This is a genomic window from Paraburkholderia solitsugae, assembly GCF_013177695.1.
Taxonomy (GTDB): Bacteria; Pseudomonadota; Gammaproteobacteria; order Burkholderiales; family Burkholderiaceae; genus Paraburkholderia; species Paraburkholderia solitsugae.
On record NZ_WOEY01000166.1, the window covers coordinates 22273 to 48349 of the forward strand.

Below are 26077 nucleotides of genomic sequence, written 5' to 3' on the forward strand. Positions count from 1 at the left end.
GATCACCACGGCGACACGTTGAGGAAGAAGCGCTGCAGCCAGCCCATGTTCTCGGCCTCGTCGAGATAGCCCTTCGCGGAGTATTCGATCTTGGCGTCGGCCACCTGGGTCGAGTACACGGCATTGAGACTGGAAATCGTGTTCGGATTCACGACGCCGGAGAAACGCACGAATTCGTTGCCCTGGTTGATCAGCATCTGCTTTTCGCCGCTCACCGTCAGGTTGCCGTTCGGCAGCACGCCCGTCACCGTCACGGTGATCGTGCCGTTGAAGGTGTTCGACGCGTTCGCACCACCGGTGCCGTTGAACACGTTCGCGCCGTTCGCGCTCAGATTGGTTTTGCCGAACAGTCCACCCAGGAAGCCCGCCGTCGGCACGCTGAAATTGGTGGTGCCCGTGCGATTCGCGTTGGCGCCCGACGATTTCGTCGCGTTGACGTTTTCCTGAATCACGATGGTCAGGATGTCGCCGACATTGCGCGGCCGCTGGTCTTCGAACAGCGGCCGGCCCGCGTAACCCGGGTTGTAGATCGAGCCCGGCGTTTGTGCCTGCGGCGGCATCGGCGGCAAGGCCGTCATCGGTTGCTGGGTGATCGGCTGCTTCGGCACGAGGCCGCAACCGCCCATCGCCGCGAGCAGCGTGAGCTGCACGAGCGCCTGAGCGGTGCGCGAATGAACCGGATTACGAGTGAAGTGCGACATCTTGATTACTGCCTTTCGAGAAAACGCCGGGCCGCCCCAAGTTTCCTTGTCCCCCTCGGGGGGGCCTGGCGCAAAGCGACAGGGTCGGGGGCGTTCTTAATTCCCAGTCCCTTAAGCCTTAAACCTGCATCTGGCTGAGGGTCTGCAGCATCTGGTCGGAGGTCGTCACGGCCTTGCTGTTGATTTCGTAAGCGCGCTGCGTCTGGATCATGTTCACCAGTTCCTGCACCACGTTCACGTTCGATGCTTCCACGTAACCCTGATTCAGCGTGCCGGCGCCGTTCAGGCCCGGTTGCGCGATGTTCGGCGCGCCCGACGAAGCGGTTTCCGCGAACAGGTTTTCGCCCTTCGCATCCAGACCGGCCGGGTTGATGAAGGTCGCGACCTGCATCGAGCCGAGTTGCTGGCTGTTGGTCGAGCCGGCGACAGTGATCGACACCACGCCGTCGCTGCCGATCGTGAGCGAGGTTGCGTTGTTCGGAATCGTGATGGCCGGGATGACCTGATAGCCGCTCGACGTCACGAGCTGGCCCTGTGCGTTGGTCTGGAACGAACCGTCGCGGGTGTAAGCGGTCGTGCCGTCGGGCATCTGCACCTGGAAGAAGCCCTGGCCGTTGATGGCGATGTCTTTCGAGTTGCCGGTCTGCTGCAGGTTGCCCTGCGTGTACAGACGCTCGGTGGCGACCTGTTGCACGCCGGTGCCAAGCTGGATACCGGACGGCAGTTCGGTTTGCTGAGTCGAGTTCGCACCCGGCTGGCGGATGGTCTGGTACAGCAGATCCTCGAACACCGCGCGCGAGCCCTTGAAGCCGTTGGTGCTGACGTTGGCGAGGTTGTTCGAAATCACGTCCATCTGCGCCTGCTGCGCATTCATGCCGGTAGCGGCGATGTAGAGTGAGCGATTCATTCTTCTTCTCCTATGTCGATCCGGAGTTAGTGCTTTAGCACTTACTCCGGTCCCATGCAGCGCGGTCGATCCGGAGTTAGTGCTTTAGCACTTACTCCGGTCCCATGCAGCGCGGTCGATCCGGAGTTAGTGCTTTAGCACTTACTCCGGTCCCATGCAGGGCGGTCGATTCGGACCGCCGGCGCGAGCCGCAGTGCGCCTATGATGCGAAGCGGGCTCGCGGACGCCGTATTGGCATGGCGCGTTCCTTCAGGCTTCTCCGGCTTCGGCCAACACCGGATAGTCGGTATAACCTTGTCCATCGCCGCCGAAGAACGTATTGGGGTTCGCATCGTTCAGCGGTGCACCGGTCTTCAGGCGCGCAACGAAATCCGGGTTGGCCAGCACCATCTGGCCATAGGCTTCCAGATCAGCGAGCCCCGATGCGACGTCGGTGCCAGCCTGGTCGCGGGAGCGGCCGGGCCGGTTCAGGATCAGCGTGCCCGTCCAGCGCTTGCGAATGTCAGCCAGCAGCGGTTCGTTGCCCTGATGCGTGACGTGCAGGTACGCCAGACCGAGCTTGTCCAGTTCAGCCACCAGATAGCGGTAGAGCGCCGGTCCTTCGACGCCTTCGTCGATGCCCCACCGCGCCAGGCCAGGCGACAGACGAATGGCCGTCCTGTCAGCGCCGATTTCCTCAGCGATTGCAATCGCCACCTCAATGGCAAAGCGGGCACGGTTTTCGATCGAGCCGCCATATTCGTCGGTGCGGGCATTGGCGCTTGATGCAAGGAACTGATGGATCAGGTAGGCATTCGCACCGTGGATCTCGACGCCATCGGCGCCGGCCTCGATCGCGCGGCGTGCCGCGAAGCGGAAGTCGGACACCGTCTGGCGCACCTCCTCGGTCGTCAACGCACGCGGTACCGGAATGTCCTGCATCCCCTTGGCCGTGAACATCGGCGTATCGGGCGCCGCGATGGCCGAAGGCGCGACGCTCTGACGATGATGCGGCGTGTTGTCCGGGTGCGACATGCGCCCTGCGTGCATGAGCTGGATGAAGATATGGCCACCGCGCTCATGGACGGCGGAGGTGATCTTTTTCCATCCCGCCGCATGCGCATTGGTATAGATGCCCGGCGTGGCAAGATAGCCCTGACCATCGTCAGACGGCTGAGTGCCTTCAGTCACAATCAGGCCGACACTCGCGCGCTGCGCGTAGTACTCCGCGGCCAACTCTCCCGGTGTGCCGTTACACCCGGCGCGGCTGCGGGTCAACGGCGCCATGACCAGGCGGTTCTTCAGTTCCAGCCTGCCGAGGCGAACGGGCGCAAACAGGCCCTCAAGTACGTTCGTAGTCACGATCAACTTCCTTTTCAAAGATGTGTGAGCTACTGTACAAACTAGGCGATTGTTGAAAAAGTGGCTAAATTTGATAACTTTATCTACGTGGATAGATAATCGACATGGACCAATTGCTTGCCATTCGCGTGTTTGCCCGTGTTGTCGAAGCGGGCGCATTCACGCGTGCCGCCGACTCGCTCGATATGCCTCTCGCCACGGTGAGCAAACTCGTGCGTTCGCTGGAGCAGCATCTCGGCGTCAAGCTGCTTCAGCGAACGACGCGACGCGTCACAGTCACGCCCGACGGTGCCGCGTACTACGAGCGCACCTCGCGCGTGCTGAAGGAACTCGAAGACATCGACACGGGTTTCTCCAGCGCACATCAGCGTCCGCGCGGACGGCTGCGCATCGACATTGGCTCGGCGAACGCAAGCTGCGTGTTGATCCCCGCACTGCCCGACTTCATCGCGAGATATCCCGACATACGTGTTGATCTCGGCGTGAGCGACCGGCAGGTCGATCTCATCGGCGAGAACGTAGATTGTGTCGTGCGCGGCGGCAACGCCGACGAGCTCTCGCTAGTCGCACGTCCGCTCGGGCGTGCATCGTGGGTGACATGCGCGACACGCGATTATCTGAAGCAGCACGGTAGGCTGACGCATCCCAACCAGCTGAAAAACGGGCATCGCATCGTGAGCTACGTTTCGGCACGGACCGGACGCGTCATGCCAATGCATTTTCAGAAGGGCAGCGAGCGAATCGAAATCGGCGGCTTACCGGGCATGGGTGTCAACGAGAGCAACGCGCATGTCGCGGCGGCGCTGGCCGGCCTCGGTGTGATTCAGACCTTCTCCTTTGCCGCGACGGACGCGATCGCGCGTGGCGAGCTTCTGCCTGTTCTGACGGCGTGGCAGCCGGATCCATACCCATTCTTCCTGGTGTACCCGCCAGACAGGCACATGAGCCAGCGGTTGCGCGTCTTCATCGAATGGGCGACGGAGCGGTTTGCACACAAGTTCGATCGGGCAACGTAGTCGTCGCCGAACGGCTCCGGGCAACGTTGGCGGCTCTCTGGAGCCGAAAGTGACATTGGCCTACCCTCGGCGCGAATGTCCACGTGATCGATTTCCGGGTTGCGTGTCCACGGCGGTGAGGAGATGCTGACGGCCCTCGTCAAGAATTTCATCCGCGAGCGCCGGGTCGACGTCTGCCACTGCACGCGAAAGCAGCAACGTACCGACCATCTGACTGAACAGAGTGATCGCCTTCCCGCGACTGCCTTCGCTGCTCCCCTCCGTCTCTTCGATGACCCTGGCGAATTCCTGGAGGTTCGCCGCAAGACCTTCCACGTAAGCGCCGCGCGCCACGTCGCCAAGCCGCCGGGCATCGCCTACAAAACCCGACAGGGGGCAGCCCGCCTCGATATTCGCGCGATGCTCGGGTGAGAGGTACCACTCGATCCGTTGCCTGACCGGGTTGGCGTCAGCCGACCTGGCGTTTTCGATGATGGAGGCATAAGTCTCCCCACCATCGTCCATCGCCTTTTCGATCACTGCGGCGACCAGTGCATCTTTTGATTTGAAGTGGTTGTAGAAACCGCCCTGTGTAAAGCCCGCCGCCTTCATCAGCTCGGCGAGCCCGACCGCATCGACGCCGCGCTCGCGAAACAGCTTCTCGGCGGCGGCCACGATCGCGTGCCGGTTTTCAACCGCCTGTTGCCTGGAAACACCCACTCTCCCTCCCTTCGGCCGACATCGGGCCAATCAGATCCATCGAAAAATACAATGTCGATCACCATTGACATTGGCGGGGTGTCCGCCCACAATCCACTTCAATGACAATGTTATTCACCATTGTCTTAAGTATAGCCCTTTTTACCTGAACGTCCAGGTAACCCGGGGGTCCGGTGAACACGATCTGGCCAATGGCTTCAATGCACAGATGGCGGAAGTGTTTGCCGGGTGATTCGCTGCCTGCCGGAAACTTGACGCAGGCGATAGGCCACCGGAGCAGACCAAAACTAGAGGAAAGGAAGCGAGATGACGAATGATCTTTTGAAGCTGGCTATTGAGGCCCATGGAGGCCTTGCGCGCTGGAATGCGTTCAGAACGCTGGAAGCCGAAATGTCGATCACAGGCGGCATCTGGCATGTCAAGCAGAAGCCAGATATTTTCAGGCACACTGTCGCCGCAATAGATATGCACGCCCAGCGTGTCGAAATGCGGCCTTTCACAGCGCCCGATCGACACGCCATTTTTACCCCGGGCCGCGTTGCCGTCGAATCGACCGACGGGCGCGTACTCGAGAGTCGCGACAATCCGCGTTCATCCTTCGCCGGTCATAGCCAGCAGACGCCCTGGGACGATCTTCATGCGGCATATTTCTGCAGTTATGCGCTGTGGACCTATCTCAGCACGCCGTTTCTCTATACGTATCCTGGCGTCGTGACCGAGGAGTTGTCGCCGTGGCATGAAGACGGTGAGCAATGGCGGCGCTTGAAAGTGACGTTTCCAAATTCCATCGAAACGCATTCACGCGAGCAGATTTCGTACTTCGGCCCGGATGGCCTGCTGCGGCGCCATGATTACACCGTGGACGTCATGGGCGGCGCTACCGGCGCAAACTATGCGTCGAACTACCAGGACTTTGACGGCATCATGGTGCCGACGACCCGGCGCGTGTTCGCTCATGACACTGATGGCCAGAAGATTGACGAGCCGCTGCTGGTTGCCATCGATATTGCTTCGGTATCCTTTCGGTAGGCTAATTACAGCGAACGCTCAATCGCCTGCCCGAGCAACGCCAGGCCCAGATCGATCTCATCCTCGTGAACGGTCAAGGGAGGGGCGATGCGGAAGACGCCGCCCATGCCGGGCAACTGCACGATGTTCATGCTGAGCCCCAGGTTCATGCACTCGCGGGTGATCTTTGAACCAAGCCCATCCGCCGGCTCCTTCGTGTGTCGGTCCCTGACGATCTCCATACCCAGAAGCAGCCCTCGTCCGCGAATGTCGCCGATACATTCAAAGCGTTCCATCAGATCCAGAAGGCCGCGTTTGAGTCGATCACCCATCAGGTTCGCACGCGCAACCAGTCCCGCGCGCTCGACCACATCCAGCACCCGCAGACCGACGGCGGCGGGAAGCGGATCGGACACATGGGTCGTATAGAACAGGTAACCCAATTCATGGGCTCGCTCCTCGATCTGCGCGGAGGTCACCACGGCCGCGAGCGGCAGACCGGCGCCTAGCGTCTTCGACAGGGTAAGAATGTCGGGCGTGACGCCATCGTGCTGACAGGCGAACATCGTCCCCGTGCGCCCGACCCCGGTTTGCGCTTCATCGAGGATCAGCAGCATGCCGCGCTCCTCGCATTTGCGCTTCAGCGCGGCCATGTAGCCTGGCGGCAGTTCGATGATCCCGCCGGAACTGAGGATCGGCTCTGCAATGAACGCGGCGAGATTGCCACTGGACTGACGATCGATAAGATCGAAGGCGTAGTCCAGCTCCGCCAGGTAATCGTATTCACCATTGCGCTCGAAACGCGGACGGTACAGGAACGGAGCGGGAATCGCGAAGGAGCCGACGGCAGCTGGACCGACGCCCTTGCGACCGGCGCTGTAAGTCGCGGATGCTGCGTTCCCCGTCATGCCGTGCCAGGACTGCGCAAAGCCAACGATTTCATATTTGCCCGTGACCAGCTTCGCCATGCGAATGGCGGCCTCGTTCGACTCCGCGCCGGTACTGAGCAACAGCGCCCGGTCGAGTCCGTCAGGCGTAATGTCGGCCAGCCGGGTCGCCAGGTCGACCACCGGTCGCGAAAGCATCCCGCTGAAGAGGTGGTCGAGCTTGCCGGCGTATTCGTTAATAACCGACACGATTTCCGGATGGCTGTGCCCGAGCACCGCGCTCATCTGCCCGGAGGTGAAATCCAGGATCGCGCGGCCGTCCGCGTCATAGACGAAGCTGCCCTGGGCGCGCTCAATGATCATCGGCTCGAAGGTGCCGCCATAGCGGATGAGGTGCTGCCTGGCGTTGCGCCAGAAAGTTGCATCATTGTTTCGGGACACCTTGCTTCTCCTTGGCGGGTAACGAGAATAGCTTGCAGTCTAGATGGCTCTCTGCTTTCATAGAATCGAATAGTTCTTATGGAAGCTAGAAGCGGGGCTAATATCTTGGGTCTTTCACTCGAAATCGATCTGCTGCGTTCGTTTACCGTCGTTGCCGAAGTCCGGGCGCTCAGTCGTGCGGCCAATCGGATCGGCCGGACCCAGTCGGCGCTGAGTCAGCAGATGAAGCGCCTCGAAGAAATTGTGGATCAGCCGCTGTTCCAGCGCACGGGTCGTGGGGTGGTGCTGACGAATCCCGGCGAACGTCTTTTGATCCACGCCCAACGCATTCTGCGGCTGCACGACGAGGCGATGGCTGATCTTTCCGGTAAAGGGCTGTCGGGGACGATGCGCTTCGGCTGCCCGGACGACTATGCCGCGGTTTTTCTCCCGCATTTACTGCGTCAGTTCTCGGGCCAACACCCGCATGCGCTGGTGGAGGTTATTTGCGCGCCCACGCCACGATTGCTCGAACAACTGGAGATGCATGCGCTGGACCTTGCCATGATCTCGTTGCCTGAGGACGCCCCGAATGAGGACTTCATTCGCCGCGAACCGTTGGTCTGGGTTGGCTATCCGGGACTGGATTCCGCGCACTTCGACCCATTACCGCTGGCACTTTCCGATCCGGACACGCTCGACCACGTGGCGGCCTGCGAGGCACTGCAACGCGCTGGCAGGGCCTACCGCATCGCCTATGCGAGCAGCAGTCTTGCCGGGCTCACGGCCCTGGTCCGTTCGGGGCAGGCCGTGGCCGTCATCACACAGACTGCCGTCGCCCCGGATCTCTCCATACTCAATGGCGATCCTTCGCTTCCGCCGTTGCCCACCGTCGGCATTACCCTAAAGTTCGAGCGGGAGCGTCCTTCTCATCTGACCACGGTATTCGCTGAGCACATCAGACTGACGCTGCCGTTGCTGTGATCGAGCAGGCTCAGAAGAGGGCGGCGACCTGTCGTCGCCGCTTCAGTGTGGCCAAGTTGTCATTCGACATTGATGAAAAGATAGCTGACAATCCAAGCGGACTTTCACCCAAAGCAATACCCGTTAGAGGCGAGGCGAATAGTGTCGAATCAAGCACGCGAGCTGTTGAAGGCAACCGAAATCGACGCAATGGAGCCTCAGCGCTCCGTCCATCCATTGAATGAACGAGCGGTTCGTCTTAAAAGGTCGTTAAGCGAAATGACCGGGCTCACCCAGTTAGGCTTTCACCTCATCACGATCCAGCCGGGGCACGAGTCCACCGAATATCATCGCCACCTTTACGAAGAGGAATGTGTCTACATCCTCTCAGGCACGGGCGAGGCGATGATTGACAATCAGGTGCACGAAGTTGGACCCGGGGACTTCATGGGTTTTGCACGCGGGGGCGCCGCGCATACATTGTCGAATACTGGTCACATCCCTCTCGTTCTTATCGTCGCCGGTCAGAGGCTGGAGCAAGATGTTTGCGACTACCCACACAAAGGCAAGCGCCTGTATGTGGCGGGCGCCAATAAGGTTTTCGTGGACCTCGCCAACGAGAGCAAAGATTAAGGGGGTGTTCAACCCCAAAGGGTGGGTTCTCATTCAAGCGGGGTAATGGCGAATTTCGACTTTGAATTCCGGGTTGCGACCACATTGAGATTTCACGCGTATCGATGAAACCTTCCAACAAAACCACGTTCCCGAAACGACGACGTATTTTGCAATTCGCGGTCGGGCTCACAGTTTTGCCTGGCGCCTAAAAACAGATGCTCGCTGGGGCTCGAATTACAGCAGGCTGCTCGCCGTTAAGAACCGGTATGACCCCGATGGCTTGTTCTTCGTTCATCACGGCGTAGGGAGCGAACGCTGGAGCGCCGACGGTTTCACGAGGCTCGTATGAGGCTGGCACTGCCACTATGTCAACGAGCGAAAAAGCCTCGGGCGACGCCGCTACAATAGCGTTCATTCGATGCGCCCGCCTCCCGGCCCGGCCTGGCTTGGACGGTGGCGACGCCTGCGGCGGCGGGCGCGTCGCTTGAGCCGCCGCAGCGCGCTAACCAACCGGCCAGACCAGACATGCTCGGTGAAGTGGGTTCGCCGACAATGGGGGGATCTATGTTCGACAAGGCGCTGCGTATCGAGGGCGGGCCAGACTGGCATCACTTCAACATCTATACCGATAGCGCTTTTGTCGCGGTACTGCTTGTTGTCGCTCTCCTGTTCGCCATTCTGCTGGCAAGCGCTATCTGCTACTACGTGACGCGCTCGATCATGTTGATGATCGTTGGCCGCCTCGCACACCAGGAGCAGCACAAGTGGCTGCGAGCCGCCGAGCGCCACAAGGTCTTCCATCGGCTCGCGCCGCTCGTACCCGCGGCGATCGTCTACGCGGCCGGACCCCTGCTTTCCGGACTCACATTCCCGCTGATCGCGGCGCTCGGACATCCGCTGGCGCTGCTCGCGGCTTGCTACATGGTGTACACGCTGCTTCGCGCCGCGCTCGCGTTCCTCGACAGCGTCAGCGAGCGCTACAGCCATGTCCCATCCGCGAGCGAGCGGCCGATCAAAAGCTTTTTGCAGATCGCCACCATCGTGCTGTACGTGATCGCGCTGATCGCCGTGATTTCGGTGTTGCTGGAGCGTTCGCCCGCATACTTCCTCACCGGCCTCAGCGCCATGACGGCACTTCTTATTATCATCTTCCGCGATTCGCTGCTCGGTTTCGTGGCGAGCATCCAGCTCGCCGCCTACGACATGCTGCGAGTGGGCGACTGGATCGAGGTGCCCGGTTTCGTCGCCGACGGCACGGTGATCGACATCGCGCTGAACACGATCAAGGTGCAGAACTTCGACAACTCGATCGTCATGCTGCCGAGCTACGTTCTGCTGACGAATAGCGTGAAGAATTGGCGTGGCATGACAGAGTCGGGCGGCAGGCGCGTCAAGCATGCGATTCATTTTGACGCCGACACCGTCCGCTTTCCCGACGAGGCGCTGCTCGCCCGGCTGCACAGCGATGTCGACCGGCCGCTCGCCGCACTTGCGCCCGGTGACGCACGGCGGCGCACAAACCTCGGCTTGTACCGTCTCTATCTGACCGCGCATTTCCGCGACCACCCGGCGGTCCGTCACGACATGCCCCTCGTGATCCGCCAACTGCAGTCCAGCGAGCCCGTCGTCGCGCTGGAGATCTATCTCTACGTCGACGAGACTCGCTGGGAACCGTACGAAAACCTGCAGTCGGACATGCTTGACCATGCTTATGGGCTCGTACCGCTGTTCGGCTTACGCTGCTGGCAGCCACAATGTTCGTCATCCCGGCAGCCGTAGCGGAACTCGGGGAGTGGAATCCGCCCGGCCAGAAGCGGCTGCTAACGCACGCCTGCTAAACTCATCCCGATTCCCGACTTCACTGTCTTTGATTCACTGTTTTTGAGTAGACCAATCATGAAGGGTAGTTCAACAGGCGGCCTTGTCTATTCCACCGATGGCGGGCGGATGTGTCCCGAATGCAGACAGGTGCTCGCGAAATGTGTCTGCAAGACCGTTGCCAAGACACTGCCGGCAGGTGACGGCGTGGTGCGAGTGACGCGCGAGACCAAGGGGCGGGGTGGGAAGAGCGTGACGATCGTTAAAGGGCTGGCGCTCGATCCTCTTGCCTTGGCCTTGCTAGGCAAGCAGTTGCGCACGGCCTGCGGTTCTGGTGGAACGGTCAAGGATGGCGTAATTGAAGTTCAGGGTGACCATTGCGAGCGGATCATTGAAGCGCTCAAGAAGTACGGCCACAGCGCGAAGCGGGCGGGAGGCTAATCGCTTCACTGGGCCGCGGCGCGATAAGCTCAATTGAACGTGTGCGGCCAGCTTCGATAGTTCGAGGTCGGGGCGGGAAAGAGAGGGCCGATGTTACCTAGTCGACAATGAACAGTTTGGCGCCCGTTGTAGTCGACGAGCGATGTGCCTCGGCATCATCGGCAACCTGGTAACTCATGCCGGGCATGAGTATGAACTGGCGTCCATCTTGAAGTTCGGTTCGAAGCTCTCCTTCGATACAGAAAAGGATATGCCCCTTGACGCACCAATGGTCGGCAACGTAGCCCGCCGTATACTCGACGCGCCGTACGCGAACCGGTCCGAAGTATTGGGTTCGCCAGTAAGCAACGCCGCTATCACCCTTATGTTCGGTTTTTTGCAGCGTCTCCCAGTTGGTGACGCCGAATGGAAAGCCTTTCATTTGCATCGTTGAATTCTCTTGATCATCTCATTGGGAATGCGTGGTGATTGCGCATGGCCGAAGAAAATCTTTGCATCGGATCACTCTAAAGACTTAGGGCCTCAATTGTCAGATACAGATCGCCGGACATTTGACCGCTACAGCCAACGTGTTCATGCGGAAGCGAGATACTTCGCGGGTGCCGCGCGGTCGCGCGAATGGCCGTTCTGGAGAAAGCGCATCAGCCGCTCCGGGTTGCGTGCCGTCGATCGCCGTCAGGCAGTGACCGGAAAGTTTGAGACGTTCGACGGCTCCGCTTAAACTATCGGCAATCATTGCTCCCTGACACGCACCGAACGAAATGAGCGCGATTGAACTGTTAAAACCTTCGACCGCATTGCTCCCGAGCTACGTTGCGGCCCTTGAGGCGGGATGGTCACCTGACAACGTCCGCAAGGAAGTCGCTGCGCGAGAACAATTGCACGCTATCAAAGTGAACGCGGAGGCGTTTGTCGACGGTCTGGATGATCCGACCGCATCCGGCGGACCGATTCCTTTGCCCGATGGCTCGATCATCGCACGTCTGCCCAGCATTGTCCGATGGATTTGGGACGGCGACGTTAGCGGCGCAATCGGATTTCGTTGGCAAGCTGGAACTGCCGAATTACCGCCGTATGTACTCGGACATATCGGCTTCTCAGTCGTGCCGTGGAAAAGAGGTAACGGATACGCGCGGCAGGCGCTCAATTCAATGCTGGGCGAAGCGAGGCGACATGGCTTGCCCTACGTCGAGCTGACGGTTGACCCTGAAAATAGAGCCTCGCAGAGGGTTATTGACGCGTGCAATGGTGTCTTGATCGAGCGCTTCAGAAAGACTGCGGCCTATGGATTCGCTGAGACTCTTCGCTACCGTATTGAGCTGGAAGACTGAGGAACCTGTCGGACTCCGTTCGGCCGATGCTGTGTGAAAACGCAAAAGTACTCGGCTTTCGGGTGTCGCTCTACCCTTCCCGAGTTGCTGCCAAGCCAATACGGCGCGATCTGAAGGTCGATTTTTTGGAACGCGGCATTCAGCATGCGTTTTCACACAGCCTCGGTCGACTACGGAAATTCGTCGTCGACCCGGGAGCGGCCAGAAACCGTCGTTTGCGAGTGGCAGCATTCAGGTTGCCGAACTATTGATGGACGCTGTCTTAATCCCATGATAAATACCGGTACGAGGCAATACCGCGCTTCGCATATTCTTCAAAGGAGAAAGTCGTGACCAAGATGATTTTTGTGAATTTTCCTGTCGCAAACCTCGCGGCATCGAGACGTTTCTACGAGGCGCTGGGCTTCACGAACAACGCGCTATTTAGCGACGACACGTCTGCCTGCATGGTGTGGAGCGAGTCGATAAACGTTATGCTGATGACCCATGCCAAGTGGAGCACGTTCACGGCTCGTCCCATTCCGCCCAGCACCTCAAGCGAGGTGATGCTCGCTGTCTCCTGCGACAGTCGCGAGGCGGTCGACGCGATGAATACGGCCGCAGCGGCTAACGGCGGGACGGCCGATATCAACCCGATGCAAGACCTTGGCTTTATGTACAACCGAAACGTGGCCGATCCCGACGGCCACATCTGGGAAGCGGTCTGGATGAATCCGACGGCCATGGGTGCCGGTGAGCACAAAGCGACGGGAGAGTGACCGGCGCCTTGTCTTTGAAGGTGGGTGGTCCAGCGTCAGAGAGACAAGTCCGTTCGTAAGCGACTTCTTTCTTGCGCTGAAACCAACGAGCCGAGCGACCGCTTCACGCCCTGAGTCGGGCAGTCGCCGGCCAGTTAGGGCCCTTCGACATAAGCACCTGGATCGTTCAATCTGCGTCAACGGGCGATGCGGTCCCCGTCCATGACATGCTGCCGCGAATAGCACACAATGATTGAACCCACGGGGGCCTGCACCGCAGGTGTGAAGGTGCGCGTCACTCGCCAGCGTATGGTCGGAAAAATCGCCCGACACAGTGGCGCGGACATAGCAACCGGAGTAACGTCCGGCCGCCCGTGGCATTCCACTCTCGACAAATGGGAACCGAGCGGCCATTTCTCGCGGCGGACGGGGGCTCCTGGGCAGGTTTTCGGCGTGACTATTTTGTGGGGGCTGTGTGACCTTCGAACGCGGAAACAATGCCGTCAATCATCGCTGCGATGCGCGCGGTATGCCGAAGGTCTTGATGCGTGACGAGCCAGATTTCGTAGACTGCCCCACGTGCGGGTTCCGGCCATACCTGCACGAGGCCGTCGTGTTCAGCCAGATGTATCGGAAGCTCACCGATGCCGAGGCCGGCCTTTACCGCGGTACGCAGCATGAGGCTGGAATTGAAGGTCGAAACGATGCGCCCCGCATGTGTCGGTTCGCCAGCCAGAGTCGGTGATGTGGGTGATCGACTACCGGTCCAGTTTCCCTGATAGACGACAAGATCGTGACCCTCGAATGCGGAGCCAGGGGCGGGCTTGCCGTGCTGCTCAAGATATGCCGCCGATGCAAAGAGCGCCATGGGCCAGCGAGCCAGGCGCCGCGCGATCAGATCGGGATTGTCCGGCCTGACTGACCGGACCGCGATATCCGCTTCACGCTTTGCCAGATTGAGCATGCGCGTCGACGTGTCCAGCAGGACGCGCACTTCGGGATGCGCAGCATGCAGGCGTTCGATGGCGGGAAGCAGGAAGTCGAGCGCGATCGAGTCCGTGCTGGTGACTCTGACGTCGCCCGCCAGCCGTGTATCCGTGCCTTGAGTTTGTCTGACGAGTTCATGTGCGGAGTGTTCCATTTTCTCCGCTGATCTCAGCGCGGTTTCGCCTGCGGCAGTCAACGCGTAACCCTCAGAGGTGCGCAGGAAGAGCGTTGCACGTAGGGCGTGCTCGAGTGCCGCAATCCGTCTGCCGACCGTCGCCTGATCGAGGTTGAGCGTCCTGGCCGCTCCACGGAGCGTTTTTTCGCGCTCCACCGCGAGAAACACTCGCGCGTCATCCCAGTTCATCGTTCTGTCCCCCTTGATGCAAATTTGCATCAGACCACGTGAATAATGCCGCGCGGATTCATCAATGTCGACTCCTATACTTAGCGCAAGAGTTCCTCGTTCAGTGATCCGACCGGATCAATCGAGCCTCATCAATAGAAGGAGTGGTATCCATGTCTGCTTCAACTTATCGTGTGCCGTCGTCCATGATGGCCATTGAGATCAAACAGCCAGGCGGTCCTGAGGTTCTGGTGCCGACTACGCGTCCGGTGCCGATGCCGGCCGCCGACCAGGTTCTGATCCGCATCCACGCGGCTGCCGTGAACGGCCCAGACGTTTTCCAGCGCAAGGGACTGTATGATCCGCCCCCCGGCGCTTCGGACATCCCTGGTCTGGAAGTGGCAGGTCGAGTGGTTGCCGTTGGCTCCGACGTGTCCCAATTCCGGATCGGCGAACTGGTGTGTGCGTTGATTCCCGGCGGTGGCTACGCAGAATATGCAGTCGCGCACGCCTGCAACACGATGCATATTCCCAAAGGCCTGACGTTGGTGGAAGCGGGGGCCATGCCCGAAACGTTTATGACGGTATGGCTGAACCTGTTCCAGCGCGGCAAGCTGGTTGCCGGCGAATCGGTATTGATCCATGGCGGCGCGTCAGGCATCGGGACCACGGCGACCATGCTGGCGAAGGCATTCGGCGCTGCGAAAATCATCACGACAGTTGGCTCGCAGGCGCATCGGGAGGACAGCCTGGCGCTAGGCGCAGACCTCGCGATTGACTACCGCGAGGAAGATTTCGTCGCCGAAACGAAGCGGTTTACCGATGGAAGAGGCGTCGACGTGATTCTCGACATCATTGCCGGCGACTACGTGGCTAGAAACTATGAGGCCGCAGCCATGGACGGACGGATCCTCCAGGTGGGCGTGATCAAGGGGCCGGCGAAGGATCTCAACATCTTGCCGATGCTGACGAAACGTCTAACGCATATGGGCTCAACATTGCGTTCGCGCACATCCGCGGACAAGGCGGCCATCGTCAATGAACTCGAGCGGCAGGTCTGGCCGCACATCGAGAGCGGCAAGATCAAACCGGTTGTCTACAAGACCTTTGCGCTTGCCGACGCTCGCGGCGCTCACGAGCTGATCGATTCCGGCACACACTTTGGAAAGATTGTCCTTACGACAGGTGCCGATCTCATTGGCTGAAGCCTGGCTTGCCGCCAACGCGCAGGTGGCAAGCCTCCTTCCGGTTTCGTGATGGACGTCAAGAAAAAGCGTTACGTTCAAATATCACGGACTGTCTCACGATCTGCTCGACGCCCCCCGACGCGCACGTGTCCGATGTTTGCCGAACAGACTCGTCTGCCCACGGTGGCCAACACTCCTCATCACATTCGTTCGACTGTCCGTCCGATGGCGGGGGCACGGCGGCTAGGTGCGGTCGTTCGAAGTCGCTGCCTGGATCGTCGATGAAAGGCCCCGAATGACTACAAGGCCTCCGCCATGTTGTGGTCCGCTTAGCGCGAAAGAGCAATGCGCTTGACGTGCTCTGTGCTTTTAATCACTATCTTCCCCCAATGCTCTAATTGATCAGCGGGCAATATCGACGACGGCTGAAAGGTGTTTTGAAGCGCCGGGATGTTGCAGCATTGAGAGTTTCGGCGGCCGGCTATGTAACTGGGACGGATTGGATGGAAATATCGACAATGCAAATGCCTAAACCCCTGGCCGCTCATCGGGTTGATCCTCTGATCGTCGAAGCGTGGGTAACGGGCTGGGCGCTATCGCGAAGAACGGCCGCCCCGACGCTCTTATCAATTGGTTTTCGGGTCGACGTCGGATTACCTCAACAAAACGCACGCTATGTGCTGCCGGAATTCGAACCGGAAGTCGTCACAGAGCTGACTTCCCGTATCGATGCCCCATGGACTTTCATCAAGGTTTGCGCCGAGCCGCGGACCGTGGCAGAAGTCCTTCCGAAGACCTGGACCGTGCAAGCGCCTGTGTTCATGATGACGGCAGCGTTGGCCGACAATGAACGTTCGCAAGGCGAGCGCATCCTTCCGAAAGGGTATGCCGCACGCGTATTTGACGAGGGGCCAATTATCCGGGTACAAGTCAAGGATGCTGCGGGTGATATAGCCGCGAGCGGTCAGTGCGCTCTATTCGGAGAGTCGTGCATATTTGACCAGATCATCACGCATGAATCACACCGCAGACGTGGCCTGGGAAGCGCAATCATGAAGTTATTGAGCGGCGAGGCTGTTGCGCGAGGAAAGAAGCAAGGCGTTTTGGTGGCGACGGCCGACGGCCTTGCGCTGTACAGTTCCATGGGATGGACTGTCCATTCGCCCGTCACCTCTGCCGTGATCATTCCCGCTGAGGAGAGCGCAGCCGGGCAATAGCTCTCCGGTAGCGGCCGTGAAATCTTCCACGCTCCGGGTAATGCCAGGTCATGCAGCCTGTCGCTGCTCCCGGCCGCCGCACCTGCATCCGCACCCGACCCACCGAACCGTGGACATAAGCAACGGCTAAGAAACGGAGACACGCATGAAAGTAGGATTCATCGGCCTCGGCGTGATGGGGCAGCCCATGGCGCTTAACCTCGCGCGCGCGGGCACCCCATTGGTGGTGTGGAATCGCACCTCGGAACGTTGCACCGCGTTGCGCGACGCTGGCGCGCAGGTCGCGGACAGCGTCGGCGACGTCTTCCAGCAGGCCCGCATCGTCATCCTGATGATGGCAACTGATACAGCGCTCGACGCGGTGCTTGGCCGCCACACCGCGGATTTCGCGGCGAACGTCGCACAGCATACGATCGTGCACATGGGGACGACGTCGGCCGACTACTCACGTGGCCTCGAAGCCGACATCCGCGCGGCGGGAGGACAGTACGTCGAGGCGCCCGTCTCGGGCTCACGCAAGCCGGCCGAAGCGGGGCAACTGGTGGCGATGTTGGCGGGCGAGCCGACCGCCGTCGAAGAAGTGTGTCCGCTCCTTAAACCGATGTGCCATGAAACGGTGATCTGCGGAGCGGTGCCCACGGGGCTTCTGATGAAGCTGTCGGTCAATACGTTCCTGATTCCGATGGTGACCGCGCTTGCCGAGGCATCACATCTCGCGCGGCGCTACGGACTCGACATGAAGCAATTCCAGGCCGTGCTCGACGCGGGTCCGATGGCGAGCAACGTATCGCGCGTGAAGGTCGACAAGCTCGTGAATGAGGATTTCACGGTGCAGGCCTCGATCCTCGACGTGCTGAAGAACAACCGGCTCGCGGTCGAAGCGGCGCGCAATGCGAATCTCGCGTCGCCGCTGCTGGATGTGTGCTTTGATCTGTACACCGAAACCGTCGGGTTGGGTCACGGTCAAGCCGATATGGCGGCCGTCGTGCACGCGATCGAAGCGCGCACCGAGGCGAGGGGAAATGGCTCGCGCAGTTGATCAACGGCGGGGGGCGCACTGATGCGAACTAGCGGGCTCACGCTTCAGGAGATGCGAGAGCCGTTGGATCCGCGAACTGGCAAGCCGGCATCAGTGATCTTTCGCGCGCATGTGCGAGGTTAGTTAAGGGGCGCGACGTAGATGGCGATGTTACTGGCGCGCGACCGGCGTGAACCCGTAACGTGTGAGGACGTCCTGCGCCTCCGGGCTCATCAGGTACAAGGCAAGCCGGTAAGCGGCGTTTTGCGTGGCAGCGTTCTGCGGCAACTCCAGGACTGTCATCCCATAGTCTGCGGAGATGCTGAGGTTGGCCGGGAGTTCGACCTGCACAAGAGTCGAATCGGGCTTTGTTTCGTGAGAGCTGCAATAGCCGATGAAGACATCGACACGCCGGGTCGCCATAAAGTACTTCACCGGACTCTGACCAGCCGGAACCTGAGGCGCTACTGGGCCACCCACCAGCTGCTGTGCTTTCGCTTCGAGAATCTGCTTCGCTCCGGGGCGGACTGAGTCAGCCTTCGCGAACAACGCCCATGCATAGTCACCGCCCGGGTCTGCCTTCGGTGTTGAAGTGCCGATCTTTATAGTCGGATCAAGCAGTTTGTCGAGCAGATTATCCGTTGTGAGGCCGACGTCCGGGCGAGCCTGAACACAAACCCGATTCCTCGCAAAGACAACGGTAGGTGCAGCCTTTCCTTCTGCCGTCAGGCGCTGCGGATGCGCCATATTTGCGGAAACGAAAATATCCGCCTTGGCGGAATTCTCGATCTTGTTCAATAGAAGACCTGCTGGCCCTGTAACGAGATCAATCTTCTGGCCCGACTCCGCCGTGTATTGATGCGTGATAGTGGCGAGTGCGCCGCCCATGCTTCCAGCAGCATAGATCGTGACAACCGGTGAGGCGGGCGCTTGCTGCGCCCACGCGATGCCCATGGTGCTACCGAGCGCGACAGCAAGGAGAGTGCGAAAAAACATATGTCAGTCCTTGTTCAGAGATTGATTTGTAGCGAAGCGCGGACGGTGCGAGGAGCGCCAAGCGTGCCTGTACCATTGTCGGAGCCGGTGTAGCCATTTTGTCCACTTGGCGTGATGTTGGCCCAGTACTAGCGGTTGGTGATGTTGTCGACGGCAATGCGCAGTGTCACTGATTTACCGGCAATTTTCGTTCTGTAGCGCGCACCGGGATCGAAGACGGTATAGCCGTCGACATAGTCTGTGTTCGTATAGTTGCCGGGTCGACGGCTTGCGTAGTTCATGTTGACGTTGTACCCGAGACCGGCGACCGCCGGCACGGAGTAGTCAAGCAGAGCATCGAATACGACGCGCGACAGCGCGAGGATCTGCTTACCACTGGTAGACGCCGAGCCCGTGTCGAACAGACGGGGATCGAGTAGCGAGATCCCCGTGAAGATGTTGAGATCTCGTGTAACCGCGCCTGTCGCAGTCAGTTCAAGTCCGCGATTAACTTGTTGACCTTGTTCAGCAAAAACGTTGTTTGCGCCTACATATGCGTACGGTCGCTCGATGCGGTAAAGGGCGGCGCCGAGCGTAACCTGGCTCACATAGACTTTGTAGCCCAGTTCCCATTCTTCGCTTCGGTACGGAGCGAGGCTATCTCCCGCATTGGCTGATCCCGCTGGAGCAATGTCCCCCTGTTGAAGACTGTCAGCGTACGTCAGATACGCCGTCATATTATCTTGCGGCTTAAACATCAGACTGGCTGTCGGGCTGACGCCGTCCGCGTTGTACTTGCTGTCGTCGCGCCTTGCTTGCTGTAGTTCTCAGTGTGTATCCAGCTCTGGCTTGCGGCCAGCAGCGTTGACCAGTATCGGCCGAATCCAATCCTGTCCCCGACGCTAATCGACTGCTGGACCGTGTTGGAGGACAGATATCGATTTGAAAAATCGGGCAGCGGAGGTTTCGCAAAAGACAGCGGGTCGTTGATGCTCGCACTGCCGAGCGTAATCGCGCCTGTTTGATACGGCGTATACCGATTCCAGTAGAAACCCGTGGTTGACACGAAGACGTCGTGTGACAGGCCTGCAAGCTCGGTGTGGCCATTCAGCGCGATGGTGTTGCTAACGATCGTATCCAGGCTGTACGTGGTCGTCGCGGTGGTCGTCGTATAGGCGCCGGTCTTGCTGGTGATGGTGTTGGTCGGCACGGTCGACGCACGGTCGTTCGTCTCTCTCAACACGCCAGCGCTTAGGTGCCAATCCTTGTTGAAGTCGTGCTTCAAGGTGGCGCTGAACATGTTGGTGACGTTGTCATCACCCGCCCACGATTGGCCGTAGCCCGGATGTGTAGGGTCCGGCGCACTGGGAAAGGGCACGTTGCGCGCCAAAGCAAACGTTCCTGGGAAGCCAGTCGACAGGTAGTGGTACGTGCTGAAATTGGTCTCAAGCGTTGTGTCCGGGGTGAAACGAACGTCGAACGCAAGGCTTGCCAATTCTCTGCGCAGGCGACTGCCCTCCACATATCCCTCACCGTTCTGGTTGAGCAAATTCAGCCGATACCCGAAGCGGTCGTCGTTGCCGAAGTGTCCTCCGAGGTCCAGATGTTCAGTCAAGGACTGACGTGACTCGTAGCCGAACGTGAACTCGCGTAACGGCTCGGCGGTAGGCCGTTTGAGCACGTAGTTGAACGTGCCGGCAGGACTGGCGGGCCCGTACAGGGCACCGGCCAGGCCATTTAGAACCTCAATCTGCTCGAATTGCTCGATTGGATAGTCTGTTGTCGCGGCGATATTCAGGCCATCAATCCGCGTGTTCTGGACGACCCCGGCTTGCATCCCTCGAGTCTGAGGGCGGATGTTTTCGCCCTGAACCGTCGGGACGAAGCGAAACGCTTCCCGCACGCTCTGGAGTTGCTGATTCTCCGCGAGCGATGAGGGGACGACGCTAATTGAGTACGGCGTATCAAGAAGCTCCTTCTCGCCTAACGGTCCAACTTTCGTTCGGTCGATCTGATAAGACGGGTATTGAGTGGGCGATATCCCAGTGATGACCACAGGTGTGAGTTGGATTCCGTCGTCCTGAGCATGGACTGAGAATGTCGCGCCCATCCCCGCTGATACGAGGGTGAGCGCCTGAAAGGCGTTGATTGAGCGAGTCATGGAGCTTGAGGTTTCTACTTCTGTGTCGTTATATCCTAATATATATAACGCAGTGCGTGAACTCTCGACAAGCAGCAGCCTGTAATAGATGGAATTTGGCCAAAACTCCGCTCAGGAAGCCTTGCGACTGAAATCAGGCCTTCAACGGCAGCCAGATTTCGAGCCCGCCCATACCGCTGACCGGATCGAACTTTTCGTCATAGCGCTCGAAGTTCGGCGCATCGGCAGGCACATGTCCCGACGCCGGTAGCCATTGATTCCAGATCGTGTTCACGGTGCGCCGGATCGTCGAGATATGCTCGCGGTGGCTGAAAATCGCATACCGCTGCGCGGGAATACGTACGCGGCTCAACTCGGCGGGCAGCGCCGAAAAGTCGCTGACTTCGACGCCGCACAGGTAGTCGAAATTGCCCGCATCATCCGCGTTGTAGCAAACGCCGTAAGCCACGCGGCCTACTTGCCCCGGCACCTTGCCGTAGTAGGCGCCAAAGCGCTGCCATTGCGAGGGAATAGCGGTGCTGGTGTCGCAGGTATAGCGCTCGCTCAGACCCGCGATGAGAAACGGTTTCCCGTCTTCGAAACGCGGCGGTTCGAGATGGGTGAGAAGAGTTTCGTCCATTTTGATCGGCTCCACGAGGGCAAGGTTGTCGAGGTGACCACGTGCACGCAGCGCTTCGGGTGTGAGTCCGAACTGCTCGCGAAACGCACGCGTGAATGCTTCGTGAGAACCGTAACCGGCGTCGATGGCGACTGTCAGGATGTCGGGTGCGCCGTCGGCGAGGCGACGTGCCGCTTCGCTCAGGCGGCGTGCACGAACGTAACGCATCACCGACAGCCCGGTGGCCGCTTCGAAAGCACGCGCCAGGTGAAAGCGCGACACGCATCCGCAATTAGCGATGTCGTCGAGCGTTAACTCGTGGGCAAAATGGCTTTCGATAAACCATAGTGCTTTTCCAACCGGGTTCATATCGGCTCTCATGTCTGCATGAAGCCAGCATAGCCAGGCGCGATGCGGCGCATTTGATCGCGCTTGCGGTTTTGCGATTGGTTTTTCGATTAGCCCTGACCGGCCGTCATGGCAGCACGCTCAGGTAGGCGAAATGTCTTCAACCGGCCAACCGAAATACACCGTCACTTCGAAGTAATTGCGAATCAGCGTGGAAACGTCGGTGCTGGTGGTCATGATGTAGCTCCTTCGTATGCTTGCTTCGTAGACGCCCCGCGCAGGTCAATAGTTTTCCGTCGCTGCCTTGTTGCCGGTGGAACGAGGATGTTCCGATGCCGATGTGTCGAGACCGTGCGCGTCCGCGTGAGCGCCGCCAGGCTGCCCCGGACGCAACAGCAAGCCACCCAGCACACCCGCCGCCGCTGCAAAGATCGCACCGAACAGAAACGCCACGTGATAACCGCTGTTGAGCGCCGCCGTGGCGCTCTCAGAGGCCTGCATCGCTTCGCTGCGCGCGGCAGCGAGGCTCGCGAGCACGGCGAGACCGAGTGCGCCCCCCATCATGAACGACGTATTGACGATACCGGAGGCCAGGCCCGAATCGCTCGGATCGACGTCGCTCATGGCGGCCAGCAGCATGGGATTGAACGCGATGCCTGCGCCGAAGCCGAGCAGGATCATGCCCGGCAGCACGTCGAGCACGAAGCTGCCATTGACCGGCGCGCGTGCAAACAGCGCAAGCCCACACGCCGCGACCAGTAGCCCGGCGGCAAGCGGAATACGCAGGCCGAAGCGCATCACCACGCGTGCCGACAGGCCCAAGGAAAAGAACGCCATGATCAGATTGGCAGGCAGGAACGCGAGCCCGACCTGCAACGGCCGGTAGCCGAGCACGCGTTGCAGATACAAGGCGGAGATGAAGAACCACGCGAACATCGCCGCCGCCCACAGTACGCCGACCACGTTGGCGGTCGCGACATTGCGCAAGCGGAACAGACCGAGCGGCATCAACGGATGCTGGACGCGCGCTTCGATAACGAGAAACACGGCCAGCAGCGCGAGCGCGGCGACCAGCAGGCCCAGCGTTTGCGCCGAGGTCCAGCCTGCTTCATTGCCGTTCACGACCGCGTACACGGCAAGCATCAGCGAAGCAGTCACCGTCACCGCGCCGGCCACGTCGAGCCGTTCGCCATGAGCATGACCGCGTGCCGACGGCAGGAGCGCGACGCACAGCGCGTAGACCGCGATGCCGATGGGCAAGTTGACGAGAAAGATCCAGTGCCAGCTCAGCAGGTTGGTCAGCAGGCCGCCCAGCAATACACCGATGCTGCCGCCACCCGCGCAGACGAAACCATATACGCCCATCGCTTTCGCCCGTTCGCCGGTCTCGGTGAACAGATTCATGATCAGCGACAGAGAAACAGCGGAGACGACAGCGCCGCCCAAACCCTGCACGGCACGTGCGCACACCAGCAGAGCTTGTGAGTTCGCCATGCCGCATGCGAGCGACGCCAGCGTGAACAGGGTGATGCCGCCGAGGAACAGCTTGCGGTGGCCGTAGAGATCGCCGAGCCGGCCGCCCAGCAGCAGGCAGCCGCCGAAGGTGAGCATGTACGCATTGACCACCCACACCAGCGACGTCTCGGTAAAGCCGAGGTCTGCGGCGATCGACGGCAAGGCAACGTTCACGATCGTCGTATCGAGCACGATCATGAGCACGCCGAGGCACAGAACGATCAGCGCCAGCCAGCGTTTGTTGCCGTGGATGGAATGGGTCATGCAGGGGCTCCTTTGCCGTGGTCAGGCGGGCGCAAGCGGATGCAAGCGAATGCCGGACGTGCCGCCGCTCGGCACGAAGTCGGAAACCCGGTCGGCAACCCGTTGATGGCAATGGGAATTTTTTAGTCTAGCACTCGCGACTTTCGACCCACAACTACGAATTCCTGGGCGGCGTTGGCGGTCAATCGCCGCCCAGCAGTTCATACTTGCCGCCGCGCTCCAACGCGCGCTGATAAGCCGGCCGCGCATGAATGCGTTTCAGGAAATCGACCACGGCGGGAATCTGCCCTTCCATGCCGCCGCGTGCGGTGGCGGCTTCGAGCGGAAAGCTCATCTGAACATCGGCCGCCGTGAAATCGTTGCCGACGAACCAGCCGGTCGCGCCCAATTCCTGATTGATGTAGCCGAGGTGCAGCTTCAACTGCGGATCGATGAAGCTCGATTGCAGCGTCGACGCGATCTTGCGGGCGATCGGCTTGGCGAAAAACGGCATTGGCGCACTGGCGATGCGCAGGGCGACCAGTTTGAGCAGCAGCGGTGGCATTGCTGAGCCTTCCGCATAGTGCATCCAGTAGGTGTAACGCAGCCGCTCGGGTGTGCCCGCTGCGGGTGCAAAGCGGCCCTGACCGTACTTGTCGACCAGATACTCGATGATCGCGCCGGATTCGGCGAGGGTCTGGCCGTCGTCGGTGATGACGGGCGATTTGCCGAGCGGATGGACCGCGCGCAACTCGGGCGGCGCCAGCATCGTCTTCGGGTCGCGCTCGTAGCGCTTGATCTCGTACGGAACGCCGAGTTCTCCGAGCAGCCACAACACACGTTGCGAGCGGGAGTTGTTCAGATGATGGACGATCAGCATGGGTCGAGGGACGTTGGCCTGTGGAGTGTCACATCATAGGGATGTTGTGCCGAGGCGGGGCTCTAGGAAACAGGGGCTACGTCATCGTACGCAATTCAAAGCGTTTGAGCTTGCCGGTTTCGGTGCGCGGCAGCGCGTTGATGAAAGAGATGACGCGGGGGTATTTATACGGCGCCACGCTATTTTTCACGAAATCTTGCAGTTGCGCGACCAGTTTGTCATCCGGCGCATAACCTGGGTTCAGTACCACGAAGGCCTTCACGATCTGCCCGCGCGTCTCATCTGGCACCCCGATCACGCCGCATTCGGCCACCGCGTCGTGTTGCATCAGCACGCTTTCCACTTCCGGACCGGAGATGTTGTAGCCGGCGGAGACGATCATGTCGTCGGCGCGAGCCTGATAAAACACGTAGCCGTCTTCGTCGAGATAGACCGAGTCGCCGGGAAGGTTCCAGCCGTCGCGGACGAATTTCGTTTGGCGGTCGTCGGCCAGATAGCGGCAGCCGGTCGGGCCGCGTACCGCGAGTTTGCCGATCGTGCCGGGCGGGACCGGTTGCATGGCATCGTCCACAGCTTGCACGACGTAGCCGGGCACCGCGCGGCCGATGGCATGCGGGCGAATCGCGTTGCCTTGAGCCGAGATGAAAATATGGATCAGTTCCGTGCCGCCGATCCCGTCGATCATGTCGATGCCGGTGGTGTCGTGCCAGAGACGGCGCGTCGAATCCGGCAACGCCTCTCCCGCCGAGACTGTTTTCTTCAAGCTTGAAATGTCGTGGTGCGCCACGAGGGGCGCCATTTGCCGATAGAACGTCGGCGCGGTGAACATGATCGTCGCGTGAAAGCGTTCGACGGCTTGCAGCAAGGTCTCGGGCGTGAGCCGCTCGATCAGCACCGTCGACGCGCCCACGCGCAGTGGAAAGCACAGCAAACCGCCGAGCCCGAATGTGAAGGCGAGCGGCGGCGTGCCGCAAAACACATCGTCCGATGAGGGTTTCAGAACATGACGCGGAAACAGATCGCACATCGCTAACACGTCGCGATGAAAGTGCATGCAGCCCTTCGGTGCACCCGTCGTGCCGCTGGTGAAGGCGATCAGGCAGACGTCGTCAGCGGCGGTGTCGCAGGCCTCGAAGTGGTCCGATTTGTTGATCGTGAGGGTGTCGAGCGAATCGGCGGAGTCGTCATGAAACAGGCGCGTTTGTTTCAGGCCCGCGCAATAGAACTCATCCTGAGGATTGTTGCAGCGTGCGAGTTCGTCGGTGAGTCGTGCGTCGCATAGCGCGGCGCTGACTTGCGCCTTCTCGATAATCTGCTTGAGTTCTTTCGCACGCAGTAGCGGCATGGTGGGCACAACGACGAGGCCGGCCTTCAGCGCGGCGAGCGCCGTGACCGCCATGTGCAACGTGTTCGGTCCGCGCAGCAGGACGCGGTTGCCTGGCTGCAAACCCATTTCATCGACCAGCACGTGCGCGCTGCGGTTGACCAAGGCAAGCAGTTCGCCGTAAGTGGTCGCCTGCGGTTTCCCATCTACGTCCGACCAGATCGCCGGACGGTCGCGATGGCCTGCTTCGATGTTCGTGTCGAGCAATTCCGTCGCGCAATTGAAGCGCGCCGGGTAAGCAACGTCCGGGTTGTCGAGCAGAAAGACAGGCCATTGATCCTGCGGCGGAAGATTGTCCCGCGCGAAGGTATCGACGTGTGCTGACGGTTCCATCATT

The 26077-nt window shown here is 60.1% G+C and carries 27 protein-coding genes; 13 read left to right on the forward strand and 14 right to left on the reverse strand.

The window, feature by feature from the left end; genetic code table 11:
* Window positions 1–2 precede the first annotated feature (2 nt).
* The 3 genes from flgH to GNZ12_RS40805 form a co-directional block, all read right to left on the reverse strand.
* Window positions 3–701 (reverse strand): flagellar basal body L-ring protein FlgH, encoded by a 699-nt coding sequence (gene flgH, locus GNZ12_RS40795; RefSeq protein ID WP_172310524.1) that lies wholly within the window; start codon window positions 699–701, stop codon window positions 3–5.
* Between the two features lie 118 nt (window positions 702–819).
* Window positions 820–1608 (reverse strand): flagellar basal-body rod protein FlgG, encoded by a 789-nt coding sequence (gene flgG / locus GNZ12_RS40800; protein ID WP_172310525.1) that lies wholly within the window; start codon window positions 1606–1608, stop codon window positions 820–822.
* A gap of 249 nt (window positions 1609–1857) precedes the next feature.
* The gene (locus GNZ12_RS40805) at window positions 1858–2949 is read right to left on the reverse strand and encodes an alkene reductase (RefSeq protein WP_328806161.1); all 1092 of its coding nucleotides are present in this window, start codon (window positions 2947–2949) and stop codon (window positions 1858–1860) included.
* A 104-nt stretch (window positions 2950–3053) separates the two neighbouring features.
* Between GNZ12_RS40805 and GNZ12_RS40810 the strand changes: the two genes are divergently transcribed.
* Window positions 3054–3965 (forward strand): LysR family transcriptional regulator, encoded by a 912-nt coding sequence (locus GNZ12_RS40810; protein ID WP_172318187.1) that lies wholly within the window; start codon window positions 3054–3056, stop codon window positions 3963–3965.
* 60 nt (window positions 3966–4025) lie between these two features.
* Here GNZ12_RS40810 and GNZ12_RS40815 read toward each other — a convergent pair whose 3' ends face one another.
* Complete coding sequence (locus GNZ12_RS40815) at window positions 4026–4664, reverse strand: TetR/AcrR family transcriptional regulator (RefSeq protein WP_172318189.1); 639 nt, start codon at window positions 4662–4664, stop codon at window positions 4026–4028.
* A 321-nt stretch (window positions 4665–4985) separates the two neighbouring features.
* Here GNZ12_RS40815 and GNZ12_RS40820 point away from each other — a divergent pair, with 321 nt between their 5' ends.
* Window positions 4986–5693, forward strand: a complete 708-nt coding sequence (locus GNZ12_RS40820; RefSeq protein WP_216673560.1) for a hypothetical protein — start codon at window positions 4986–4988, stop codon at window positions 5691–5693.
* Between the two features lie 5 nt (window positions 5694–5698).
* Here GNZ12_RS40820 and GNZ12_RS40825 read toward each other — a convergent pair whose 3' ends face one another.
* Complete coding sequence (locus GNZ12_RS40825; protein ID WP_172318193.1) at window positions 5699–7000, reverse strand: aspartate aminotransferase family protein; 1302 nt, start codon at window positions 6998–7000, stop codon at window positions 5699–5701.
* A gap of 78 nt (window positions 7001–7078) precedes the next feature.
* Between GNZ12_RS40825 and GNZ12_RS40830 the strand changes: the two genes are divergently transcribed.
* From GNZ12_RS40830 to GNZ12_RS40850, 5 genes are all read left to right on the forward strand, one after another.
* Complete coding sequence (locus tag GNZ12_RS40830) at window positions 7079–7963, forward strand: LysR family transcriptional regulator (protein WP_172318195.1); 885 nt, start codon at window positions 7079–7081, stop codon at window positions 7961–7963.
* 189 nt (window positions 7964–8152) lie between these two features.
* On the forward strand, window positions 8153–8575 hold the full coding sequence (locus tag GNZ12_RS40835) for a cupin domain-containing protein (protein WP_172318409.1): 423 nt from the start codon (window positions 8153–8155) through the stop codon (window positions 8573–8575).
* A gap of 154 nt (window positions 8576–8729) precedes the next feature.
* Complete coding sequence (locus GNZ12_RS40840) at window positions 8730–8906, forward strand: BBE domain-containing protein (protein WP_328806170.1); 177 nt, start codon at window positions 8730–8732, stop codon at window positions 8904–8906.
* Between the two features lie 215 nt (window positions 8907–9121).
* A complete protein-coding gene (locus GNZ12_RS40845; protein WP_172318197.1) occupies window positions 9122–10336 on the forward strand; it encodes a mechanosensitive ion channel family protein in 1215 nt (404 codons plus the stop codon).
* Between the two features lie 117 nt (window positions 10337–10453).
* Window positions 10454–10816 carry a translation initiation factor Sui1 gene (locus tag GNZ12_RS40850; protein ID WP_172318199.1) on the forward strand — a complete coding sequence of 121 codons (363 nt, stop codon included), beginning with the start codon at window positions 10454–10456 and terminating at the stop codon, window positions 10814–10816.
* Between the two features lie 97 nt (window positions 10817–10913).
* Here GNZ12_RS40850 and GNZ12_RS40855 read toward each other — a convergent pair whose 3' ends face one another.
* Window positions 10914–11243, reverse strand: coding sequence for a DHCW motif cupin fold protein (locus GNZ12_RS40855; RefSeq protein ID WP_172318201.1), 330 nt, complete (start codon window positions 11241–11243; stop codon window positions 10914–10916).
* Window positions 11244–11255: 12 nt separating this feature from the next.
* Between GNZ12_RS40855 and GNZ12_RS40860 the strand changes: the two genes are divergently transcribed.
* The 3 genes from GNZ12_RS40860 (at window position 11256) to GNZ12_RS40870 (ending at window position 12905) form a co-directional block, all read left to right on the forward strand.
* On the forward strand, window positions 11256–11537 hold the full coding sequence (locus tag GNZ12_RS40860; RefSeq protein ID WP_172318203.1) for a hypothetical protein: 282 nt from the start codon (window positions 11256–11258) through the stop codon (window positions 11535–11537).
* 40 nt (window positions 11538–11577) lie between these two features.
* Window positions 11578–12147, forward strand: coding sequence for a GNAT family N-acetyltransferase (locus tag GNZ12_RS40865; RefSeq protein WP_172318205.1), 570 nt, complete (start codon window positions 11578–11580; stop codon window positions 12145–12147).
* A gap of 338 nt (window positions 12148–12485) precedes the next feature.
* Window positions 12486–12905: a VOC family protein gene (locus GNZ12_RS40870; protein WP_216673566.1), complete on the forward strand. Its 420-nt coding sequence runs from the start codon at window positions 12486–12488 to the stop codon at window positions 12903–12905.
* Window positions 12906–13341: 436 nt separating this feature from the next.
* Here GNZ12_RS40870 and GNZ12_RS40875 read toward each other — a convergent pair whose 3' ends face one another.
* Complete coding sequence (locus tag GNZ12_RS40875) at window positions 13342–14235, reverse strand: LysR family transcriptional regulator (protein ID WP_172318209.1); 894 nt, start codon at window positions 14233–14235, stop codon at window positions 13342–13344.
* 152 nt (window positions 14236–14387) lie between these two features.
* Here GNZ12_RS40875 and GNZ12_RS40880 point away from each other — a divergent pair, with 152 nt between their 5' ends.
* The 3 genes from GNZ12_RS40880 to GNZ12_RS40890 all read left to right on the forward strand — a co-directional run bounded on the left by GNZ12_RS40880 (window position 14388) and on the right by GNZ12_RS40890 (window position 17657).
* Window positions 14388–15419, forward strand: coding sequence for an NAD(P)H-quinone oxidoreductase (locus tag GNZ12_RS40880; protein WP_172318211.1), 1032 nt, complete (start codon window positions 14388–14390; stop codon window positions 15417–15419).
* Window positions 15420–15904: 485 nt separating this feature from the next.
* Window positions 15905–16618: a GNAT family N-acetyltransferase gene (locus GNZ12_RS40885; RefSeq protein WP_216673561.1), complete on the forward strand. Its 714-nt coding sequence runs from the start codon at window positions 15905–15907 to the stop codon at window positions 16616–16618.
* 145 nt (window positions 16619–16763) lie between these two features.
* Window positions 16764–17657, forward strand: coding sequence for an NAD(P)-dependent oxidoreductase (locus tag GNZ12_RS40890; RefSeq protein WP_172318215.1), 894 nt, complete (start codon window positions 16764–16766; stop codon window positions 17655–17657).
* A gap of 150 nt (window positions 17658–17807) precedes the next feature.
* On the opposite strand, the gene modA is transcribed toward GNZ12_RS40890, so the two are convergent.
* From modA to GNZ12_RS40920, 7 genes are all read right to left on the reverse strand, one after another.
* Window positions 17808–18590 (reverse strand): molybdate ABC transporter substrate-binding protein, encoded by a 783-nt coding sequence (modA, locus tag GNZ12_RS40895; protein ID WP_172318217.1) that lies wholly within the window; start codon window positions 18588–18590, stop codon window positions 17808–17810.
* Between the two features lie 170 nt (window positions 18591–18760).
* Complete coding sequence (locus GNZ12_RS44050) at window positions 18761–19369, reverse strand: TonB-dependent receptor domain-containing protein (protein ID WP_235994056.1); 609 nt, start codon at window positions 19367–19369, stop codon at window positions 18761–18763.
* A complete protein-coding gene (locus GNZ12_RS40900; RefSeq protein ID WP_216673562.1) occupies window positions 19369–20772 on the reverse strand; it encodes a TonB-dependent siderophore receptor in 1404 nt (467 codons plus the stop codon). The genes GNZ12_RS44050 and GNZ12_RS40900 overlap by 1 nt, the downstream gene beginning before the upstream one ends.
* 133 nt (window positions 20773–20905) lie before the next feature.
* Window positions 20906–21739, reverse strand: coding sequence for an AraC family transcriptional regulator (locus tag GNZ12_RS40905; protein WP_172318219.1), 834 nt, complete (start codon window positions 21737–21739; stop codon window positions 20906–20908).
* Between the two features lie 261 nt (window positions 21740–22000).
* Window positions 22001–23497 (reverse strand): DHA2 family efflux MFS transporter permease subunit, encoded by a 1497-nt coding sequence (locus GNZ12_RS40910; protein ID WP_172318221.1) that lies wholly within the window; start codon window positions 23495–23497, stop codon window positions 22001–22003.
* Between the two features lie 181 nt (window positions 23498–23678).
* Window positions 23679–24356: a glutathione S-transferase gene (locus tag GNZ12_RS40915; RefSeq protein ID WP_172318223.1), complete on the reverse strand. Its 678-nt coding sequence runs from the start codon at window positions 24354–24356 to the stop codon at window positions 23679–23681.
* 76 nt (window positions 24357–24432) lie between these two features.
* On the reverse strand, window positions 24433–26073 hold the full coding sequence (locus GNZ12_RS40920) for an AMP-binding protein (protein WP_172318225.1): 1641 nt from the start codon (window positions 26071–26073) through the stop codon (window positions 24433–24435).
* Window positions 26074–26077: the final 4 nt, after the last annotated feature.

Coding starts and splice junctions, on each gene's coding strand:
- flgH (WP_172310524.1), bottom strand. CDS start 701: ATGTCGCACTTCACTCGTAATCCGGTTCATTCGCGCACCGCTCAGGCG.
- flgG (WP_172310525.1), bottom strand. CDS start 1,608: ATGAATCGCTCACTCTACATCGCCGCTACCGGCATGAATGCGCAGCAG.
- GNZ12_RS40810 (WP_172318187.1), top strand. CDS start 3,054: ATGGACCAATTGCTTGCCATTCGCGTGTTTGCCCGTGTTGTCGAAGCG.
- GNZ12_RS40830 (WP_172318195.1), top strand. CDS start 7,079: ATGGAAGCTAGAAGCGGGGCTAATATCTTGGGTCTTTCACTCGAAATC.
- GNZ12_RS40835 (WP_172318409.1), top strand. CDS start 8,153: ATGGAGCCTCAGCGCTCCGTCCATCCATTGAATGAACGAGCGGTTCGT.
- GNZ12_RS40845 (WP_172318197.1), top strand. CDS start 9,122: ATGTTCGACAAGGCGCTGCGTATCGAGGGCGGGCCAGACTGGCATCAC.
- GNZ12_RS40850 (WP_172318199.1), top strand. CDS start 10,454: ATGAAGGGTAGTTCAACAGGCGGCCTTGTCTATTCCACCGATGGCGGG.
- GNZ12_RS40855 (WP_172318201.1), bottom strand. CDS start 11,243: ATGCAAATGAAAGGCTTTCCATTCGGCGTCACCAACTGGGAGACGCTG.
- GNZ12_RS40865 (WP_172318205.1), top strand. CDS start 11,578: ATGAGCGCGATTGAACTGTTAAAACCTTCGACCGCATTGCTCCCGAGC.
- GNZ12_RS40870 (WP_216673566.1), top strand. CDS start 12,486: ATGATTTTTGTGAATTTTCCTGTCGCAAACCTCGCGGCATCGAGACGT.
- GNZ12_RS40875 (WP_172318209.1), bottom strand. CDS start 14,235: ATGAACTGGGATGACGCGCGAGTGTTTCTCGCGGTGGAGCGCGAAAAA.
- GNZ12_RS40880 (WP_172318211.1), top strand. CDS start 14,388: ATGTCTGCTTCAACTTATCGTGTGCCGTCGTCCATGATGGCCATTGAG.
- GNZ12_RS40885 (WP_216673561.1), top strand. CDS start 15,905: ATGGAAATATCGACAATGCAAATGCCTAAACCCCTGGCCGCTCATCGG.
- GNZ12_RS40890 (WP_172318215.1), top strand. CDS start 16,764: ATGAAAGTAGGATTCATCGGCCTCGGCGTGATGGGGCAGCCCATGGCG.
- modA (WP_172318217.1), bottom strand. CDS start 18,590: ATGGGCATCGCGTGGGCGCAGCAAGCGCCCGCCTCACCGGTTGTCACG.
- GNZ12_RS44050 (WP_235994056.1), bottom strand. CDS start 19,369: ATGTTTAAGCCGCAAGATAATATGACGGCGTATCTGACGTACGCTGAC.
- GNZ12_RS40900 (WP_216673562.1), bottom strand. CDS start 20,772: ATGACTCGCTCAATCAACGCCTTTCAGGCGCTCACCCTCGTATCAGCG.
- GNZ12_RS40905 (WP_172318219.1), bottom strand. CDS start 21,739: ATGAACCCGGTTGGAAAAGCACTATGGTTTATCGAAAGCCATTTTGCC.
- GNZ12_RS40910 (WP_172318221.1), bottom strand. CDS start 23,497: ATGACCCATTCCATCCACGGCAACAAACGCTGGCTGGCGCTGATCGTT.
- GNZ12_RS40915 (WP_172318223.1), bottom strand. CDS start 24,356: ATGCTGATCGTCCATCATCTGAACAACTCCCGCTCGCAACGTGTGTTG.
- GNZ12_RS40920 (WP_172318225.1), bottom strand. CDS start 26,073: ATGGAACCGTCAGCACACGTCGATACCTTCGCGCGGGACAATCTTCCG.